16 protein-coding genes are annotated in these 18,429 nt (G+C 39.2%); 8 read left to right on the forward strand and 8 right to left on the reverse strand.

The window, feature by feature from the left end; all coding sequences use genetic code 11:
• Positions 1-2: 2 nt before the first annotated feature.
• Together mutL and BFP71_RS03140 are read right to left on the reverse strand one after the other, a co-directional pair.
• Positions 3-1,835: a DNA mismatch repair endonuclease MutL gene (gene mutL / locus BFP71_RS03135; RefSeq protein ID WP_069833985.1), complete on the reverse strand. Its 1,833-nt coding sequence runs from the start codon at positions 1,833-1,835 to the stop codon at positions 3-5.
• 15 nt (positions 1,836-1,850) lie between these two features.
• Entirely contained in the window at positions 1,851-2,186 is a 336-nt protein-coding gene (locus tag BFP71_RS03140) for a hypothetical protein (RefSeq protein ID WP_141719662.1), read from the reverse strand.
• A gap of 101 nt (positions 2,187-2,287) precedes the next feature.
• Between BFP71_RS03140 and BFP71_RS03145 the strand changes: the two genes are divergently transcribed.
• From BFP71_RS03145 to BFP71_RS03155, 3 genes are read left to right on the forward strand one after another with little or no spacing between them, the layout of a single operon-like run.
• Positions 2,288-5,221 carry a glycoside hydrolase family 3 N-terminal domain-containing protein gene (locus BFP71_RS03145; RefSeq protein WP_069833987.1) on the forward strand — a complete coding sequence of 978 codons (2,934 nt, stop codon included), beginning with the start codon at positions 2,288-2,290 and terminating at the stop codon, positions 5,219-5,221.
• A gap of 30 nt (positions 5,222-5,251) precedes the next feature.
• Positions 5,252-6,388, forward strand: coding sequence for an N-acetyl-alpha-D-glucosaminyl L-malate synthase BshA (gene bshA / locus BFP71_RS03150; RefSeq protein ID WP_069833988.1), 1,137 nt, complete (start codon positions 5,252-5,254; stop codon positions 6,386-6,388).
• 10 nt (positions 6,389-6,398) lie between these two features.
• Positions 6,399-7,190 (forward strand): NAD(P)-binding domain-containing protein, encoded by a 792-nt coding sequence (locus tag BFP71_RS03155; RefSeq protein WP_069833989.1) that lies wholly within the window; start codon positions 6,399-6,401, stop codon positions 7,188-7,190.
• Here BFP71_RS03155 and BFP71_RS19330 read toward each other — a convergent pair.
• The 4 genes from BFP71_RS19330 to BFP71_RS03170 all read right to left on the reverse strand — a co-directional run bounded on the left by BFP71_RS19330 (position 7,187) and on the right by BFP71_RS03170 (position 9,584).
• Positions 7,187-7,348, reverse strand: coding sequence for a hypothetical protein (locus tag BFP71_RS19330; protein WP_176723305.1), 162 nt, complete (start codon positions 7,346-7,348; stop codon positions 7,187-7,189). The two genes, BFP71_RS03155 and BFP71_RS19330, sit on opposite strands and share 4 nt — an antisense overlap.
• Before the next feature lie 209 nt (positions 7,349-7,557).
• Positions 7,558-7,986, reverse strand: a complete 429-nt coding sequence (locus BFP71_RS03160) for a DUF1761 domain-containing protein (protein ID WP_069833990.1) — start codon at positions 7,984-7,986, stop codon at positions 7,558-7,560.
• Positions 7,987-8,250: 264 nt separating this feature from the next.
• On the reverse strand, positions 8,251-9,024 hold the full coding sequence (locus BFP71_RS03165; protein ID WP_069833991.1) for an energy transducer TonB: 774 nt from the start codon (positions 9,022-9,024) through the stop codon (positions 8,251-8,253).
• Positions 9,021-9,584, reverse strand: coding sequence for an RNA polymerase sigma factor (locus BFP71_RS03170; RefSeq protein ID WP_176723306.1), 564 nt, complete (start codon positions 9,582-9,584; stop codon positions 9,021-9,023). Before BFP71_RS03170 ends, BFP71_RS03165 begins: the two co-directional genes overlap by 4 nt.
• 194 nt (positions 9,585-9,778) lie before the next feature.
• Between BFP71_RS03170 and BFP71_RS03175 the strand changes: the two genes are divergently transcribed.
• From BFP71_RS03175 to BFP71_RS03195, 5 genes are all read left to right on the forward strand, one after another.
• The gene (locus BFP71_RS03175) at positions 9,779-10,876 is read left to right on the forward strand and encodes a vWA domain-containing protein (protein ID WP_069833993.1); all 1,098 of its coding nucleotides are present in this window, start codon (positions 9,779-9,781) and stop codon (positions 10,874-10,876) included.
• A gap of 1 nt (position 10,877) precedes the next feature.
• On the forward strand, positions 10,878-12,398 hold the full coding sequence (locus BFP71_RS03180) for a P-loop NTPase family protein (RefSeq protein ID WP_069834552.1): 1,521 nt from the start codon (positions 10,878-10,880) through the stop codon (positions 12,396-12,398).
• A 38-nt stretch (positions 12,399-12,436) separates the two neighbouring features.
• The gene (locus BFP71_RS03185; protein ID WP_069833994.1) at positions 12,437-13,084 is read left to right on the forward strand and encodes an AlbA family DNA-binding domain-containing protein; all 648 of its coding nucleotides are present in this window, start codon (positions 12,437-12,439) and stop codon (positions 13,082-13,084) included.
• Positions 13,081-13,629 (forward strand): lipid-binding SYLF domain-containing protein, encoded by a 549-nt coding sequence (locus tag BFP71_RS03190; protein WP_245701808.1) that lies wholly within the window; start codon positions 13,081-13,083, stop codon positions 13,627-13,629. The genes BFP71_RS03185 and BFP71_RS03190 overlap by 4 nt, the downstream gene beginning before the upstream one ends.
• 103 nt (positions 13,630-13,732) lie before the next feature.
• Entirely contained in the window at positions 13,733-17,110 is a 3,378-nt protein-coding gene (locus BFP71_RS03195; RefSeq protein WP_069833995.1) for a CHAT domain-containing protein, read from the forward strand.
• On the opposite strand, the gene BFP71_RS03200 is transcribed toward BFP71_RS03195, so the two are convergent.
• Together BFP71_RS03200 and BFP71_RS03205 are read right to left on the reverse strand one after the other, a co-directional pair.
• Complete coding sequence (locus tag BFP71_RS03200; protein ID WP_069833996.1) at positions 17,107-17,805, reverse strand: tetratricopeptide repeat protein; 699 nt, start codon at positions 17,803-17,805, stop codon at positions 17,107-17,109. The genes BFP71_RS03195 and BFP71_RS03200 overlap by 4 nt on opposite strands.
• Complete coding sequence (locus BFP71_RS03205; RefSeq protein ID WP_069833997.1) at positions 17,798-18,376, reverse strand: RNA polymerase sigma factor; 579 nt, start codon at positions 18,374-18,376, stop codon at positions 17,798-17,800. Before BFP71_RS03205 ends, BFP71_RS03200 begins: the two co-directional genes overlap by 8 nt.
• Positions 18,377-18,429: the final 53 nt, after the last annotated feature.

Consider the following 18,429-nt stretch of genomic DNA (forward strand, 5'->3'; position numbering starts at 1 on the left):
TGCTAATTAAAGAACTGGCTTATCTTTTCCAATTCAAGAATAAAAGTAGTTTTCTTGCCATCCGGAGAATAATTCGGGTTTTTACAGGCAAATAGCTGATCAATTAACGATGACATCTCCTCTTGGGTTAACGCTTGACCAACTTTTATTGAAGATCTTTTGGCAATTGCCCGCGCTACATTCTCATCATTAGAAATACTTAACTCGGACTGATTTTGTTTAAACTGCTCAATAAAGCCTTCAAACAGCACCTTTTCATTCGTAGTTTTTAAGTCAGCTGGCACCCCATTAATCACTATCGTATTCGATCCAAAGTCAGAAAACTCAAAACCAATGGCGTTTAACTCATCCTTAATCTCTTGAATCAATGAAAAATTAGAAGGATTTAAGGTTAGCGTTTGCGGAAACAAACTCTGCTGAGATGCTCCTGATCTATTTTCTAATTGTAAGAGGAATTTCTCGTATAAAATCCGTTCATGGGAAGCCTGCTGATCAACAAGCATAAGGCCTGATTTTACTTGCGTGGCCAGATAACGCTGATGAATTTGAAAATAAGGTTTTGCCTCTCTAGATGGCTCTGGAGCCAAAGAATTCGCTGCACTGCCCAAAGTAATTGTACTTTGTGATTCAGGGTGAATGTCCAACTGTGCATTCTCCTGTTCCGTCTGCGAAATCTCTTTCTGTAGCCCCTCGTAAAGCTTCTCCCATTGGCCCACCTCTTGCTTCTTCTCGAAAGATTTGAATTGCCCATAATCTCTCTCAGCGGCTTTCATACCGCCTGAGGATGGGGGCGCTTGAAAAGACCGAAAGTTTACGTCTTGATTAAAGTCAATAGCAGGAGCAATATTATGTGTTCCCAAAGCCTGACGCACAGCAGCCTTTACAATGGCATAAACAGTGCGCTCATCGTCGAATTTTATTTCTGTTTTTGTTGGATGAACATTGATATCGATGTGTTTTGGGTCAATTTCAATGAACAGCGTGTAGAAAGGGTAAGTTGACTCTTGAAGTAAGCCTTCGAATGCCGTTACTACCGCGTGATTTAAATAATTACTTTTTATAAACCGATCGTTGACGAAGAAGAATTGCTCACCACGGGTCTTTTTTGCAAATTCTGGTTTCCCAACATAGCCATAAACACGCATCACGTCAGTTTCCTCCTCGCAAGAAGCCATCTGATCTTGGTACTTCTTGCCAAAAATCCCCACTACCCTTTTACTCAGCTTACCGCCAGAAAGCTGGTAAACCTCCATGTCGTTTTGATAAAGGGACATAGCCACTTCTGCGTTGGCCAAAGCTACTCTTTGAAATTCATCAACAATGTGACGCATTTCCACAGCATTAGACTTCAGGAAATTCCTTCTGGCAGGTACATTAAAAAAAAGATTCTTTACACAGGTAGATGTACCCACTGGTGTAGCTACTGCTTCTTGAGATTTCACCTCTGATGCTTCAATATTGATCTGCACACCTAATTCATCTTCGGCGCGCCTAGATTTTAATTCTACCTGAGCGATCGCGGCTATAGAGGCCATGGCTTCTCCCCGAAAACCCATTGTTTTGATCGCAAATAAGTCATCGGCCGATCGGATTTTTGAAGTAGCATGCCTTTCAAAGCACATTCGGGCATCGGTATTCGACATACCCACGCCGTTATCCACCACTTGGATTAGGGATTTACCCGATTCCTTCACAATCAACTTGATATCCGTAGCACCCGCATCTATGGCGTTCTCTAGTAGTTCTTTCACTACAGAAGCGGGGCGTTGAACAACTTCACCAGCCGCAATTTGATTGGCAATGTTGTCCGGTAATAACTTGATGATGTCGGGCATTCGAGACTCTGGAATCTATTTTTTAAACTTCTTCCAAAGATAGAACGGAATATAGAGTAAGGCTAAATAAAAGATGTCTGATCCTATGTAAACAAAACCACCTGCAAACATCACTAAAACAATCATGATGATGAGCCTAAGCATAGCCGTTTGGCCAATACCATCGCCTTTCGCATGCTTCATGTTTTTTCGAAAAGAACCAGAAATTTGAGAGGTGTATCCCAAGTCTGAATCATCGTCCAGCATTCCCAGCTCAGCTTTGATCCGAGAAGTTCTGTTTTCTATATCTTCTTTGATAGGATCATAGTAACGTGGAGTCACCTCGAAGCGCTGGTATTTCGCTTTCTTCATTAAACCCGGCAGTTTCAACATATTAATGCTCCTTTTTTAACGTTTTAACTATGTCCTAAAAATATAGTTTATTTATTTGTATTGAAAGTGCTTACGCTGCTATGATTAAAAAAGTTACCCTACTCCTATTCGGTTTATGGATTGGAATTGCCTCTGTTAAGGGCCAAAAAATCTATCAGAAAATAGATACATTGGCGCAAGAGCAATGGGTAGATAGCATTTTCAACGCCCTAACACCAGACGAACGTTTGGGTCAACTCTTTATGGTGGCAGCCTACTCCAACCGTGATGAAAAGCACTATCAAGAAATTGATGAGCTCATCACCAAATACAGCATCGGTGGACTCATATTTTTCCAAGGCGGACCTTACAGACAAGCTAAACTTAATGATCGGTATCAAGCCAAATCGAAAGTTCCTTTAGCCATAGCAATGGATGCCGAATGGGGCATTGGCATGAGACTAGATAGTGTCATGGACTTTCCGAAACAAATGACGCTTGGCGCCATAAAAGACAATAAGTGGATTTACGAAATGGGCAAAGAAGTGGCAAGACAGTTTCACCAATTAAACATGCACATCAATTTTGCTCCTGTTGTAGACGTCAACGTTAACCCCAATAATCCAGTAATCGGTTATCGATCTTTTGGAGAGAACAAATACAAGGTTTCCGACAAAGGCATTGCCTACATGAAAGGGCTTCAAGATCATGGAATTATGGCTAATGCCAAACATTTTCCCGGCCATGGTGATACTGGTGTCGACTCGCATTACGATTTACCTGTAATCACTCATTCTAAAGACAGAATGACAGAAACTGAGCTTTACCCTTTCAAGCAATTAATGAAAGATAGCTTGATGAGTGTGATGGTGGCCCACTTGCAAGTCCCTGCCTATGATGATCGTAAAAATATGCCCACCACATTGAGTAATAAAGTGGTAACCGACTTATTAAGAAACGATCTACAGTTCGATGGTTTGGCGTTTACGGATGCCATGAATATGCAGGGCGTGGCTAAATATTACGATCCGGGAGAAGCAGACGTCAAAGCACTGCAAGCTGGAAATGATGTGATTCTTTTTCCGCTAGATGTGCCAAAAGCGATTAAGCAAGTCAAAAAAGCCATCAAAAAAAAGACTCTTGATCAAACATCGATAGATCTACGAGTCAAGAAAATCTTAAGGGCAAAATATTGGTTTGGTTTAAACGAATACGCGCCGATAAATACCACTAACCTCACGAAAAGGATTAACAACGACTATGCTCAGCTACTAAATAGAATTCTCTATCAAAAAGCCATTACTGTAGTAGATAATCATGAGTCTCTCTTACCGATATTCGATTTGGGTGACAACCAGATGGCTTCTCTACAATTGGGTGAGGGAGAAAATGGTGAGTTCGAAAATATGCTTGATAAATACGCACGTTTCGATCATGTAGCGCTGGATTCCTTGGACGAGTCAGCGCTTGACTCTCTTGCTGCATTTAATACCGTGGTAGTCGGCTATCATGGTATTACCAATTCACCTAAAAATCAACACGGAGTTGATACGGCAGAAATCCAATTCATCAGGAAACTACAGGCAAGAACTAAGGTAATTGTAGTCGCCTTTGGCAATGCTTACAGCCTACAATACTTCAAAGGTGTGAAAAACCTCATATGTACTTATGAAGACAATGATATAACGCAAAACCTAGTGCCGCAAATAATTTTTGGTGCGCTAAAAGCCGAAGGTAAACTGCCGATTTCGGCCAGTGAAGACTTCAAAGCAGGACTGGGAATTGAAACGCTAACAACGTCGAGATTAAGTTATGGCCTACCTTCAGAAGTTGGTATGAATGTAGATTCTCTTCGGAAAATTGATACAATTATTGAGGAGGCCATCAAAGAAAAGGCAACTCCTGGCGCCCAAGTCATTGTGGCAAGAAAAGGCAAGGTGGTTTATCAGAAGAACTTTGGCTATCAGACTTACGACGAAGAAAAACCTATTGACGACAACACTATTTATGACATAGCATCGATCACTAAAGTAGCCGCCACCACACAGATCGTTATGAAACTCTACGAAGAAAAAAGGCTAGATATCAATAAACCGATCGGAGACTATTTAACGGAATTGGACAGCACAAATAAAAAAGACCTGATCATAAGAGATATTCTGACACATCAGGCTGGTTTAAAACCCTATATTCCCTTCTGGGAAAAGACGGTTAGCGATGGCGCTATGAAAGAGGAATATCTCATCGATGCGCAGGGTCCTAACCATAACTTTAAGATTGCCGAACAAAGAAGTCTCCCGCCATCATTAAGTGATTCCGTATGGTATTGGACCATTGAGTCTGAATTGAGAAAGTTACCCAAAAAGAAAAAACGCTACGACTACCTCTATTCAGACTTAGGCTATACGCTGGTTTATAAATTGATTTCAGAAATTATTGATGAACCTGTGGAAGACTATCTAAACCGAGAATTCTATAACCCATTGGGCTTGAGCAGTACGGCATTCTTACCGCTGGAAAAAGGATACAATGAAGAAATAGCCCCTACTGAAGTTGATGATTATTTCAGGAATGTTGTAGTCTGTGGAAATGTTCATGACCAAAACGCTACGTTGATGGGTGGAGTCGCAGGGCATGCTGGTCTTTTCAGCAAGGCCAACGATTTGGCCATTCTCATGCAAATGAACATGCAAATGGGAGAGTATGCTGGTAAGACCTACTTTAATAATTGGACCATCCCAATATTTACAAGTGCTCAGTTTTTAGAAAATCGACGGGGATTGGGTTGGGATAAACCAATTACGGGCACCGATGAGGGGCCTACAAGCCAATACGCGTCAGCTAGTACTTTTGGTCATACTGGCTTTACAGGAGCCGCAGTTTGGGCTGATCCGGCAGAAGAACTCGTTTTTATATTCCTGACCAATAGGACATATCCCGAAAGTGATAACTTTAAATTGATTGAAGAAAACGTGAGAACTCGCATCCATGATTTGCTTTACCAGTCAATTTTTGAACCTAAAGTCGAAGAATAGAGTTAGTCATAGCGTAACGCTACATTTTTCATGAAAATAGGAATCGTATGCTACCCAACATTCGGAGGAAGTGGGGTGGTCGCAACTGAACTGGGTAAAGGCCTGGCGAAAAATGGTCATGAGGTGCACTTCATAACCTATTCGCAACCAACAAGACTAGATTTTTTTAATGAGAACCTTTTTTACCACGAGGTTAACATTCGATCTTATCCACTTTTCAAATATCCGCCATATGAGTTAGCACTTGCCAGTAAAATGGTCGATGTGGTGAAATTCGAAAAGTTGGATCTATTACATGTGCATTACGCAATTCCTCATGCCTCGGCAGCGGTTATGGCCAGACAGATTCTGAAATCTGAAGGCATTGACATTCCTGTAGTTACTACGCTTCATGGTACAGATATTACACTTGTAGGAAAAGATCCATCTTACGAACCTGTCGTAACCTTTAGCATTAATCAATCCGATGGCGTTACTGCAGTATCAGAAGACTTGAAGAAAGATACCTACAAGCATTTTAATGTAATGCGTGAGATTGAGGTAATACCAAACTTCATAGACCTGACCAAATTTAAAAGACAACGAAAAGATCACTTCAAAACGGCTATTTGCCCCAATGGAGAGAAATTAGTCGTGCATACGTCTAACTTCAGGAAAGTAAAACGCGTGGACGATGTTGTAAGAATCTTCCATAAGATTTCAGAAACAGTTCCCGCTAGACTTTTACTAGTTGGCGATGGACCTGAAAGAGGGCATATTGAAGCCTTATGCAGAGAACTTGGCATATATGATGAAGTCCGCTTCTTAGGTAAACTAGAGGCTGTAGAAGAAGTACTTTCTGTAGCAGATTTATTCCTTATGCCTTCTGAAAAAGAGAGTTTTGGATTGGCTGCTCTAGAAGCTATGGCGTGCGAAGTACCTGTCATTTCATCTAATGCGGGAGGTATTCCTGAATTGAACATTAACGGTGTCACAGGCTTTACGTCTAACGTCGGAAATATCGAAGAAATGACTAAAAATGCGCTTCACGTGCTCAGTGAAGAACATTTAGAAAAATTTAAGGCCAACGCGCTCGAACAAGCCAAGACTTTCGACATAGAGGTGATTTTACCGATCTACGAGAAATTCTATAGCGACGTAGCGGCAACCGTATTAGCAAGCTCTTAACCTTTCTAGCATGACGATAGGCATAATCGGTTGCGGTTGGCTTGGATTACCTTTAGCTAAGGCTCTCATCAACGAAGGTCATAAAGTCATCGGCAGTACAACGAGCCAAGAGAAACTATCAACTCTATCGGACGCTGGTATTGAACCAATACTACTCAAGCTTGAACCAATGCCCGTTGGGGAGTCATTTTATAGACTTTTTGAGGCCGAACTAATCATCATTAATATTCCGCCGGGAAGAAAAAGGAATACTCCAGAGTTCTATGAGGAGCAAATCAAGTTTCTCAAATATCAATTGCAGCAAAGCACAGTCAAGAAAGTAATCTTCATTAGTTCTACCTCTTACTACCCAAATACAGATGGTTTGGTAGATACTTCTACTAAGCCTGACTTTGACAATGGATCGTCGAAAGGCGTTGTAAAAGGAGAAAATCAGATCAAACAGATCGAACAAGAACTAATCATTTATCGCTGTGGGGGATTGATGGGAGGCGAAAGGATTCCTGGTAAATGGTTCTCAGGGAAAGTTACTCAAGGCGCAAATACTCCTGTAAACTATATACACCGAGATGACATTATTAGAATTATTTCGAGTCAGATAACCCAGTGGCCTATTCAAGAACAGCAACAAGTCTATAATTTAGTTTCTCCCGACCATCCTACGCGCCAAGAAGTTCATGAAAAGATGGCCGAAAAGTATGGGTTTACCCCTCCGATTTGGGGTGAAGAAGCCTCTACACCATCCAAAATCGTGGACAGTGACTTTAAAGAATCGAACTTAAAATCGCCGTTAGACTTTTAAGCTTCGATCAGTTCTAAAAATAACTCACCTTGCTTTAATTGCTGGTAAGCTTTGATTTGGTTCAGTCTGTTTTTAACCTCTAGGAACCTTTCATATTCCTGCTGTGCCTTTTGGAAACCCGTTTTATAAGATTTAGGTGAAGACACTGAACGCTTCATTTTGCTCATTTTCATGGTATTGTTTTAATGATATACCACACCCTTTAAATTTCCCTACCCCCGAAGAACGTAGAATTGGGTAAGATTAGTTCATTACCCAAAGTATTGGTGTCTATAGTATAGACGTTTAAAACATCATATACACTTAGACACCAAAAAGTATTATGAGGTTAACAAGCCTCTTATTTTATTGTTCTAACGCCGCCTGATTACTGCCAAGCACCTAAAATCACACCTACTATTGTATAGGCCAAAACGTGGTACCCTGAATCGATTAGAATGTAACTCATAGATTTTTTGGCAAAAGTATAGTTCATGCCGATAGAAGGAAATAAGAAGAAAATGCCAGTCATGAGGCCGTACATCGCGCCCATACCTGCCGTCATCTCTACTTCACAGCCTGGTTCTGCGGGAAAGCCAAAAAAGAATATGGCCATCCCTACCGCTATCAGTAAGGCAAATATGAATGCCGTACCAAAGGTCTTTCCCATATTGCTGTTCTTAATATCATCATCGGTAAGTCCGGCGCCCTTTTGCCAAGCCTTACCAAAAATAGGCCCATACCAAATTGCCCCTAATGCAAAAAAAGCGATCGCCGCTACTGCTACCGCAAGCCAGTTAATAGCTGAAAAATCCATATCAAAAAAATTTAGTTAAAGTTGAATTCAATTGGTTCTCCCCTACTGCCTGAAACACTACTTTAAATTGATCCAGTAAACTAGAAGTAAACAAAAAGAAGTTGAAAATAGACAGTAATCTCTGTTGGTTCATAGAAAGCGAAAAACCATTAAGCACTGGTTTTCAAAAAGTTGAACCCTTGAATATAAGAAAAAAGATAGAATTGAACCTTCAAATAAACCCCACGAACTCTGGACACGCAGGACTATGGTTACCCATTTAGGTTATTTCATTCGAAAATAAATCTTGAAGGTAATATTGCTTTCAACGGCTTCGCCATTAAAAGTAGCAGGCTCCCAGTTTTTGTATTTCTTTATTACCCTGATTGCCTCATTATCGAAAGCTGTACCGAGTGATTTTCTAATCTTAAAGTTTGTCGCTTCACCTTTACGATTTATCGTCCAAAAAACCTCAACATACCCTTCTACATTCTTAGCCTCATTATTACCAACAGCAATTTGATCAGCTGGATAAATCAGCTCATTATCGATGAATGACTTGAAAGCACTAATACTCGGTAGTGGCCGAGCATTTGTCTTTATGTCTTCATACTGTATTTGAGCAGGGTCTTGTATAGCTGGCTTTACAACAGGTTTACTAACTGGCTTTGGTTTTGGTACAGGCTTTTTCTGAACTGGTACGACCGGTTTTTGCTTCGGTGCACTCGCAATGGAATCTTTTGTAACTGGAGTAATTAACTCTTCTTCTTTAGGTTCCTCTTCTATTTGAATTTCCGATGGTACTAAATGCGCTGTGTTATTCTCCTTTGGCTTAAAGACATCAGTTGTTGTACCCACCACAATGGCTGTTGCAACTACAACAGTACTAGTACCTGCCACAACGGTCGTCGTAGCCTTTGCTCCTAACTTCAATAGCGCTGAACCAAGTTTGAACCCAGCCCACACAGAAGCACCTTTCACCACATTATCAAAGTTCATCTGAGCTTTGATATCATCAGGTGTTAAATTTTTCGCCTTATCTACAAATTTGTATTTCACGATGTACTACGCTTAAAATATCTTTTCAACCTCTTTAGGATTCTGTAAGTCCGGGTTTTGGCATTGCCCTCCGTAATATCCAGAATGTATCCTATCTCCGCGAAACTCTTACCCTCAAAAAATCGCAACTCTATTAGTTCTAATTCAGCGGGTTTAAGTTTCTCCAACACGTCTGGCAACATAGTTAGCCAGAGCTCCTTCTCATTCTCCTCAATTTCAATTTCGAAGACGATATCGTGTGATATGTAATTTTCCAACGACACGTGCCGTTGCTTTTTCTGCGACCTGAAATAGTCATAGCAACTATTTAATGCTATTCGCGCCAACCAAGCAGATAAAGGGTATCCTTTATACTTATAATCATCTAAATGAGACAGTGCCTTTCCGAAAGCCTCGGAGGTAATATCTCCTGCCAAATCTACATCTTGAACTCTAGAAAAAACTAATCTAAAAACTTGCTCATAATACTTCTTATAAAGGGGTTCAAAGAACTTCTTATCCCCTTTAGCCTTCTCAATTAGCTCTATTTCCGTAAGTTCCGATATGGTCGATTTAGTCAAAATCAAGCTTGGTTTAACGCTTAGGCTTTAAATAGTTGGACATAAAACGATATCGTAATCAAAAGAAACACAGCAATCTAATATATTTGATCGAATTAGGTAACCAATTACCTAACTAATTGATTTTACAGACTTTACAAATCTTGTATTCTTCTTTAAACCAATTCAGAGAGATTGGTGTTAATTAAAAACTTATGAAGGGATACCGGTTTTCTAAATATATACCTGAAAAAGCGCAAGGTGATTCAGCCTTCGATAACCTACTCAATATTTTTCTACAGCTAATCAGCATTACTGGCGGCGATGTCTCGGAAACACTGTCTTGGCTGACCAATATTGACAAGCAATACTCAATTACGGACGATAATTACGGGATAGGAGACTTTATTGACGAACTAAAGGAAAAAGGATATCTCACTGAACAAAATCAGGATGGGAAATTTGAAGTAACTGGTAAAACAGGTCAGGAAATCAGAAAGTCTTCTTTAGAAGAAATCTTTGGCAAACTGAAGAAGGCGGGTAAAGGTCAACATAAAACTAATTTCTCTGGTACAGGTGATGAAACCGGTACTGACCGAAGGCCTTTCGAGTTTGGTGACTCCATACAGCAAATTGCGATGACCGATTCGATCAGGAATGCCCAAATCAATAATGGTTTCGGAGATTTTATGATGACCGAAAATGATCTGGAAGTCGTAGAGACAGAATATAAAACCCAGACCTCGACCGTCCTTATGATCGATATTTCTCATTCCATGATTTTATATGGTGAGGATAGAATTACGCCAGCGAAAAAAGTGGCGATGGCCCTTGCCGAGTTAGTGACCACTAAGTATCCGAAAGACACGATTGACGTAATTGTATTCGGAAACGATGCCTGGCAAATAGAAATCAAAGACCTCCCCTATCTACAAGTTGGTCCGTATCACACCAATACCATAGCAGGATTAGAATTGGCTATGGATATTCTGAGAAGGAGAAAAAACCCAAACAAGCAGATTTTCATGATCACGGATGGGAAACCTACTTGTATGAAAGTGGGCATCAAGTACTATAAAAACGCATTTGGTCTAGACCCTAAAATTTTAAACAAAACATTGAATTTGGCTACGCAATGCCGTAGACTCAATATCCCAGTAACCACGTTCATGATTGCATCCGACCCTTACCTAAAGCAATTCGTGCAAGAATTCACGACGGCCAATAATGGAAATGCCTACTACAGTAGCTTAAAGGGATTAGGGCACATCATATTTGAAGATTATAAACGCAATAGAAGAAAAAGATTCTAAGATGAGCTATAAAGCACTGACATCAGATCAATTATTATCTATAAAAACACTTAAAGAACTCAAGGAAGCTGGTTACGAAAGTAAATCAGTGAAAGATGAGTTAAGAGATAACCTTATTTCCAAGCTTAAAAACGGGGAATCTACTTTTGAAGGTATTTGGGGTTATGAAGATACTGTTATACCTGATATTGAGAGAGCCATTTTGTCCAAACACAATATGAACTTGTTGGGTTTGAGAGGGCAGGCGAAAACAAGAATTGCTCGGCAAATGACCGAATTACTGGATGAATATGTGCCAATTATTGAGGGGTCTGACCTGAATGATGATCCACTGAATCCATTGGGACGATTTGGAGCTGACCTGATCAAAGAAAAAGGTGATGATACCCCGATCGCATGGTTACATCGTTCCGATCGCTATGCTGAAAAATTAGCGACACCAGATGTTTCGATTGCGGACCTTATTGGAGACGTAGACCCTATAAAAGCAGCAACGCTAAAACTGCCCTATTCAGATGAACGCGTTATTCATTATGGTCTAGTTCCAAGGTCACATCGGTGTATTTTCGTCATTAATGAGCTACCCGATCTACAGGCTAGAATCCAAGTGGCGTTGTTCAATATTCTTCAAGAAGGTGATATCCAAATCAGAGGCTTTAAACTTAGAATGCCCCTGGATATTCAATTTGTATTCACCGCTAACCCAGAAGATTATACCAATAGAGGCAGCATTGTAACGCCACTAAAAGATAGAATCGATAGTCAGATTATCACCCACTACCCTAAAACCTTAGAAATCAGCAAGCAAATCACCACGCAAGAAGCGGATATCAAAGGTGAGCAAAAGGAAAAAGTGGTGATCAATGAAATTGCTCAAGACCTCATCGAGCAAATTGCCATTGAAGCAAGAGATAGTGAATATGTGGACGAAAAAAGTGGGGTTTCAGCCCGGTTGACAATTTCGGCCTATGAAAACCTTGCCAGTGCTGCCGAAAGAAGAGCATTAATAAACGGAGAAAACCAGACTTATATTCGTATCTCCGATTTTGTAGGAGTGGTGCCAGCCATCACGGGAAAAGTGGAATTGGTTTATGAAGGCGAACAAGAAGGCCCTGGCATTGTAGCTCACAATTTAGTGGGCAAGGCCATTAGAACCATGTTCACAGAGTATTTCCCAAAACCAGATGATAAGTCTAAAGAGAAATCAGAAAATCCGTACAAAAAAATCATAGAATGGTTTGGCGAAGGCTACACACTAGACCTCCTCAATGACCTGAAAGGATCGACTTATGAAGAGGGCTTAAAAGCTGTTCCAGGGTTGGCAGAATTGGTGAAAGCCAAACATCCTAAAGCTAACATGCATGAAACACTATTCCTGATGGAATTTGTACTACACGGATTAGCAGAGTATAGTAAACTCAGTAAATCAGCACTTGACACAGGAACAAGATTTAAAGACTTACTCAGTAGTATGTTTTCTATGCCAGATTTGGATGATCTAACTGAAGATGATTTAGAATAAGCATAATTCGCTTTCAGTATTACCCTAAGCGTAGTTAAATGGATTTAGCTCACTTAAGCAGAATAACAATTAAGGGGGAAGGTCAGTTTCTCGAATTCAAGAAAAAGGCTAATTACCCTGAAAAAATTGTTAAAGAGATAGTAGCATTCGCCAATAGCAATGGTGGAAAGCTATTGCTCGGTGTTGACGATGATGGAACCATTTCAGGGACTAGAAATATTGAAGGAGAAGCCTTTGTTTTAGAAAAAGCTATCGAAGAACTAATAAAACCACACATTGACTATCAGTTGGAGCTATTAAAAATCAATGATAAAAAAGGCGTAGCTATTTTTAATATCCCAGAAGGGAGTCAAAAGCCATATCGCGCTTCAGAAAATACTCAACAAGAAATAGGCACTGCGTTTATTCGGTGTGGTGACGAAAGTGTAAAAGCGTCTAAAGAAATGCGTCAAATTCTTAAGCGAAAAAATGATGCTAGAGATGAGCGCTTTAATTATGGAGAAAAAGAAAAAATTCTGATGCAATTGTTAGAACAAGACAAGTTTACCAATGTATCAACGTTTGCAAAACAAGCCAATATCCCAAAGTTTATAGCATCCAGAACATTAGTAAAGTTAGTCTTGGCAAACTTGCTTACGATTGAACCTTCTGCCCAAGGCGATAAATATTTTGTGAAAGAAACATGATGAAACGTTTAAGAATAGTTCCCCTAGTTTTTATAAGTCTTTTCATATGGAACATTGAGGCTGAAGCCCAACGCAGAAAGAAGCACGACCCGCAAAAGGCAGAACAAACACTTGCTGAATTTGAAAAAGTAGATCCTGGATTCGCAAAACTTGCAGCAGAAGCTTACGGATATGCTATTTTCCCTTCGATTGGTAAAGGAGCGATCGGAATAGGAGGAGCTGCTGGTAAAGGGGTAGTTTACAGAAAAGGTGACGTTGTAGGCGGTGTAAATATGACTCAAATATCATTTGGTTTTCAGTTTGGAGGCCAAGCCTATAGCGAAATCATATTCTTTGAAAATGCTGATGCTTTTAACCGCTTTCAGGAAAATGAATTACAATTCGCCGCTCAGGTATCGGCGGTGGCCTTAAAGTCAGGTATCTCCGCAGACGCCAAGTATACAGAGGGAGTCGCCGTTTTTACGATGGCCAAAGGAGGTTTAATGTACGAGGCTGCCGTTGGTGGTCAACGCTTCAAGTTTATTCCCCCAAATAAGATGAAGTAATCATATCATTCTCATTTATACTATTTCAATTATTAACAATACCTAGCGTTACCATTATCAATTTTTGCGTTATAATTATTATAATTGTATAAGGCAAAATAAAATGATCAATACTGCACTAAGATTTTTATTCATACTGTTTTCGTTTTGTTCCTTTGCCATTATCGCTCAAGAGCAAGTTACTGACCCCAATAATGCTATAAAAATAGCGCGCGAATTAGCCAGTGTTAAACAATACGACTCCGCATCGAACTACTTTCAAAAGACCATTCAGCTCTCCATTGAAATAGAAGATAATTGGAATAAAACGCTAGCTCAGGCAGAACTAGGTAGAAATTGGATTTACCAAAGAGACTATGAAAAGGCAAAAGAGATATCAGAAGCAGTCTTAGAAAATAGAGGGGCAGCTATTAGAGCGAAGATCATTGCACACCAAAACCTTGGTCGTCTTTACGCAAGAAACCCTCAAGATTATGATAAAGAAAAATACCATAACCATAAGGCCCTCAAGATAGCCTCAGAAGAAATTCCTAGACGTTTTTCAGCTAAACGCAAGAATGACTCTCTGAAAACAAGTAATGTAATCAGAGGTCTTCAAGTCTTGTCTTACATGCACCGAGACTTACGGTCGTATGATTCGGCTCAATATTATATGGATCGAATTATTGATCTTTCGGAAGAAAAACAACCGGCTAACATTTACCAATTAGCCTATAACCAGCTCGACCAACTTTGGTTGTATGTCAATCAAAACAGATTTAGTGACACTAAAATAGAGATCGACAGAACGCAACCCCTTATCGACAATCTTTCTTTAAACACTCAAGGTGAGTTCAACTTAGCCGCTAATTACTATAATCTACTAGATGTTTACTACAGCAGAACTAGGAATACTGATTCTTCATTTGCCGCAAGAGTTAAACAAGAGCAAATAATATCTGCTAGCCCGAGAATAGACTCAACTCAATTAGCGCAACTTCAGACCAATATGGGAATTGGTTACTATACCACGGGGGACATAAACAAAGCTTTTGAATATGAGAAAAAAGCGCTCAAACTAAAGGAAAGAGTTCTCCCTGTTGATGACCTCGGTTTTGCTGCCAGTTATAAGATGTTGGGTATTTATAGAATAGATCAAGCTTTTGCTGGAGAAGAGGCAACGGAATACTTCAGAGAGGCGCTTAGAATAAATTTAAAACATCTTGGTAGACTTAATCCCACTACTGCTGATGCCATGTATAACTTATCCTACGGCCTCAACACTGCTGGAAAGTTTGCCGAATCTTTAGAAGTCGAAAGAGAGGTACTTGATATTTTTGCTGAAATAGGAGTAGGAGACTATGTCAAAGGATCCGTGTTAGCAGGAATTGCCACCAACCTAGCATCGCTCGATAGCTTACAAGAAGCCATCTTCGCGTATAATGAACTAGTCAAATTTTCAAATATGTCTAAGATAGACATGTCGATCTATAAGGTAAAAGCCGAATCAGGATTAGGATTCTGTTATTTAAAAATGGATGAATATGACAAAGCTCTCAAACATTTCAAGGTTGCCGAAAGACTGTTAGTTCAAATGAGTGGCCCTGGCAATTCTGGACTAGCCGCAATTTATAATGGGATTTCGAAAGGCCTTAATGAACAAAATCGTTTAGATGAGGCATTGGTAATGATTAAAAAAGCAATTGAAGTCAATTCATACGACAAACTTCTTTTTAGTATTGACCCGATTCCACTTGATCTGTTAGCTAAAAAACAAATTCAATTTGTAGACTCATATGTCATTTACACTCAAATTCTTAAGCACAGAACAGAAATAGAAGAAAATCCTGATTTCGAAGAGTTCTGGAAAGTCTTTAATAATTCAATCGAAGTCATTGAGAGCTCCATTTCTGAACAAACTAACAGTGCCGATGTCATCTCACTCCTATCTGCTAATAAAACTTTGTACTCTGCTGGAATAGATATCCAATGGTTAATGGACAGTGTCAATATTGAATCGCAAGAATCACTTAAAATGTGGCAGCTCTCAGAAAAATCAAAAGCAATCAACCAAAAACTAAAAGACAGAAAGAGGCAAGCTACCTCTCCATTAAGCACCGATATTAAAATACAAGAAGGATTAACAGCAATCAGCGATCAAATAGCACAATACAAATCGTTGGCGATAAACGGAAATGACCATGATTCGGTAAGTGCTGGTTTGTTTAAGGCACTACAGGCAAAAAAAGAATATAAAGAGAAGATAAAATCAGATTTTCCTCGAGATTATTTACTGAAGTACTTAACGGATGATATCTCATTTAATGATGTGAAAGTTTTTCTTGGCCCGAATCAAGTGATCTTAGATTATTTTATTGCAGGTGAAAATCTATATGCCTTCGTAATCAATGAACATGGTATTGACTCTTTCAAATTTGATTGGTCTACTTCGTTAAAAGCTAATGTATCAAGTTTTAAAAAGCATTTGGTCAATGATTCTTTGAACCTATTTTATCAAGCAAGCAGGGACATTTATCAAGAGATATTTAAGCCCTTGGAATCAGCGATAACCGGAAAAAACGTCATAATTGTGCCTGACAAAACGCTTTGGAATGTAAACTTTGACCTTCTATTAACCAATTCAGGTAAAGAAATGCCAAAACCGAATGATTTTCTCATTTCGAAATATGCATTCAGTTATAATTACTCAAGCGATTTGTTAGTGAAAAATGTTAAAAAAGAAGAATCGAAAAGCCAAGTACTTGGCTTTTCCTATGCTGACGACAATATCACAGAACTTCAAGTAAGCAACTTAAGAGATAAGGCCAAGGCAAACCTTCCTGGAACTGCTCTAGAAGTGAGAAATTTAGCAGAATCTTTATTAGGCACATTTTATTTCGGAAAACAGGCTAGCGAAGAAGTCTTTAAGAAAAAGGCTTCAGCGTTTAGTGTCTTACACTTGGCACTTCATGGTGAAGTAAACGATAAAGATCCCGATAATTCTAAACTGTTTTTTGGAGGTAATGGTGATTTAAGTGATGAAGACAATACTCTTCACAGCTTTGAGCTTTACGATATGAACCTTAATGCCGAACTTGCGGTATTGAGTGCTTGCAATACGGGAGCTGGGAAAATAACTGATGGAGAAGGCATAATGAGTCTCGGCAAAGCCTTTCAGTATGCCGGTGTAAATAGTGTATTACTTAGCCAATGGGAAGTATCAGATGCCGTGGCACCTGAAATTATTGAGGCCTTTTATAAGTATCTGAAAGAAGGTCAGACCAAAGCTGAAGCATTACGATCTGCGAAACTAGACTTTCTCAAAACATCCAACAATATTACTTCAAACCCTTATTATTGGGGAAGCTTTTTCATACTAGGTAGCACAGAATCAATTGATTTTAAAACAAGTGATCAGAAGTGGTTCTGGTTACTAGGAGTTTCATTGATACTAGTTATCCTAATTTTCAGAAAACGAAAAATTATTAGAACTACATCTTAGTCTTGCAACGCATTAATTAGCTTTCGTGAGTCTGCATATTTGAATTCGCTTACCTCAATCTGGTTCAAAATTTCTATAGCAGAATTAACGTCGCCGACTTGCCAATAAGCCAATCCTAGATACCATTTTATCTGCTGGTAATATTTATTTAGGGAGTCTTTATTCAATTCCTCAAGTATTTGAACTGCCTCAATTGATCTTGAACTTCCAAGGGCGCTAATGGCCAAATAAAATTTAAGCTCATTATTTAGACTGTCAATTTGTTCCAAAGCAACATATGCCTTATTGTAATCTCTAATACTATATGCCTCTAATCCCACTGAATAGTCTGTGGAATCTGATTCTCGCAAGGTTACATATTGGTCGAAATGATTAAAGTAATCTATAAAATTTGGTTGAGAAGGCTTTAAAAGAAGATAAGAAAATGACACAAGTAGAACTAATGTAGCTGCTGCCGACCATAACTTGAGTCTAAAATTCCGACTCGTTTTATTGGCTACTTGTAGGTGAATACTCTTGAAACTCTTCTCTAAATCCAACGCCTTTAATTGAATAGTAAGGTTCTCGAAATCTTCCAAAGCGATCTTGAGTTCCTCCTCAGAAACCGGCATACCATCATAATTGAGCACCCTCTCAGAAGATATCTCTCCATTCTTGAATTTTTCAAGCAACCTTATATCAATCTTCTCATTCATTTTCAGAAAAGTCGGATCTTTCAAGCTTATGTTTATTTACTAATTCAATCAAGCCTTTTAAGCACCTGTACTTTTTATTTTTCATTGCTGCTTCACTTCCTAAACCGTACTTTTTTGTCAATTCAGCCATAGATGTTTTTAAGAAATAAAAATCCTCGAGAATCCTTTTACAGGAATCTCCTAACAACTTAAGAACCTTTTTTAGTTTCTTGTGCGAGGCTAATATATCGTCTTCTTCAAAATAGTCTTGTTTGTCATCCAAGCTTGTGAAAATTGACAACCTTCTCTTCTTTAGTTCTTTAAGCCAAAGGTTTCGTGCAATTGAAAACAAATAGCCCCCTATGCTCCCATCCAAAAAATACCGGCCTTTTTGCACTTTGATAAAAAAAATGATCAAGGTCTCTTGAAATACCTCCTCCGCATAAGAGTCAGTTCCACTATTAGAGTTAACAAACTTTCTAATAGGTTGATAATTCCGACTGTAGAGATTGTAAAAGGCCTTGTCAACCTTCTTTTTCTCATCTGACTTAATCAAATCAACTATGTCTATATCGGACAAAACCTCCTTCAAATTAATTATTTACGAGCACCTATAAGAATATCTCAAATCACGATTTAGCTGGA

Source organism: Roseivirga misakiensis (assembly GCF_001747105.1).
GTDB classification, from domain to species: domain Bacteria; phylum Bacteroidota; class Bacteroidia; order Cytophagales; family Cyclobacteriaceae; genus Roseivirga; species Roseivirga misakiensis.

What these genes read in the sequence shown, in the direction of transcription:
- mutL (WP_069833985.1), bottom strand. Translation starts at nt 1,835, where the DNA reads ATGCCCGACATCATCAAGTTATTACCGGACAACATTGCCAATCAAATT.
- BFP71_RS03140 (WP_141719662.1), bottom strand. Translation starts at nt 2,186, where the DNA reads ATGAAGAAAGCGAAATACCAGCGCTTCGAGGTGACTCCACGTTACTAT.
- BFP71_RS03145 (WP_069833987.1), top strand. Translation starts at nt 2,288, where the DNA reads ATGATTAAAAAAGTTACCCTACTCCTATTCGGTTTATGGATTGGAATT.
- bshA (WP_069833988.1), top strand. Translation starts at nt 5,252, where the DNA reads ATGAAAATAGGAATCGTATGCTACCCAACATTCGGAGGAAGTGGGGTG.
- BFP71_RS03155 (WP_069833989.1), top strand. Translation starts at nt 6,399, where the DNA reads ATGACGATAGGCATAATCGGTTGCGGTTGGCTTGGATTACCTTTAGCT.
- BFP71_RS19330 (WP_176723305.1), bottom strand. Translation starts at nt 7,348, where the DNA reads ATGAAGCGTTCAGTGTCTTCACCTAAATCTTATAAAACGGGTTTCCAA.
- BFP71_RS03160 (WP_069833990.1), bottom strand. Translation starts at nt 7,986, where the DNA reads ATGGATTTTTCAGCTATTAACTGGCTTGCGGTAGCAGTAGCGGCGATC.
- BFP71_RS03175 (WP_069833993.1), top strand. Translation starts at nt 9,779, where the DNA reads ATGAAGGGATACCGGTTTTCTAAATATATACCTGAAAAAGCGCAAGGT.
- BFP71_RS03180 (WP_069834552.1), top strand. Translation starts at nt 10,878, where the DNA reads ATGAGCTATAAAGCACTGACATCAGATCAATTATTATCTATAAAAACA.
- BFP71_RS03185 (WP_069833994.1), top strand. Translation starts at nt 12,437, where the DNA reads ATGGATTTAGCTCACTTAAGCAGAATAACAATTAAGGGGGAAGGTCAG.
- BFP71_RS03190 (WP_245701808.1), top strand. Translation starts at nt 13,081, where the DNA reads ATGATGAAACGTTTAAGAATAGTTCCCCTAGTTTTTATAAGTCTTTTC.
- BFP71_RS03195 (WP_069833995.1), top strand. Translation starts at nt 13,733, where the DNA reads ATGATCAATACTGCACTAAGATTTTTATTCATACTGTTTTCGTTTTGT.
- BFP71_RS03200 (WP_069833996.1), bottom strand. Translation starts at nt 17,805, where the DNA reads ATGAATGAGAAGATTGATATAAGGTTGCTTGAAAAATTCAAGAATGGA.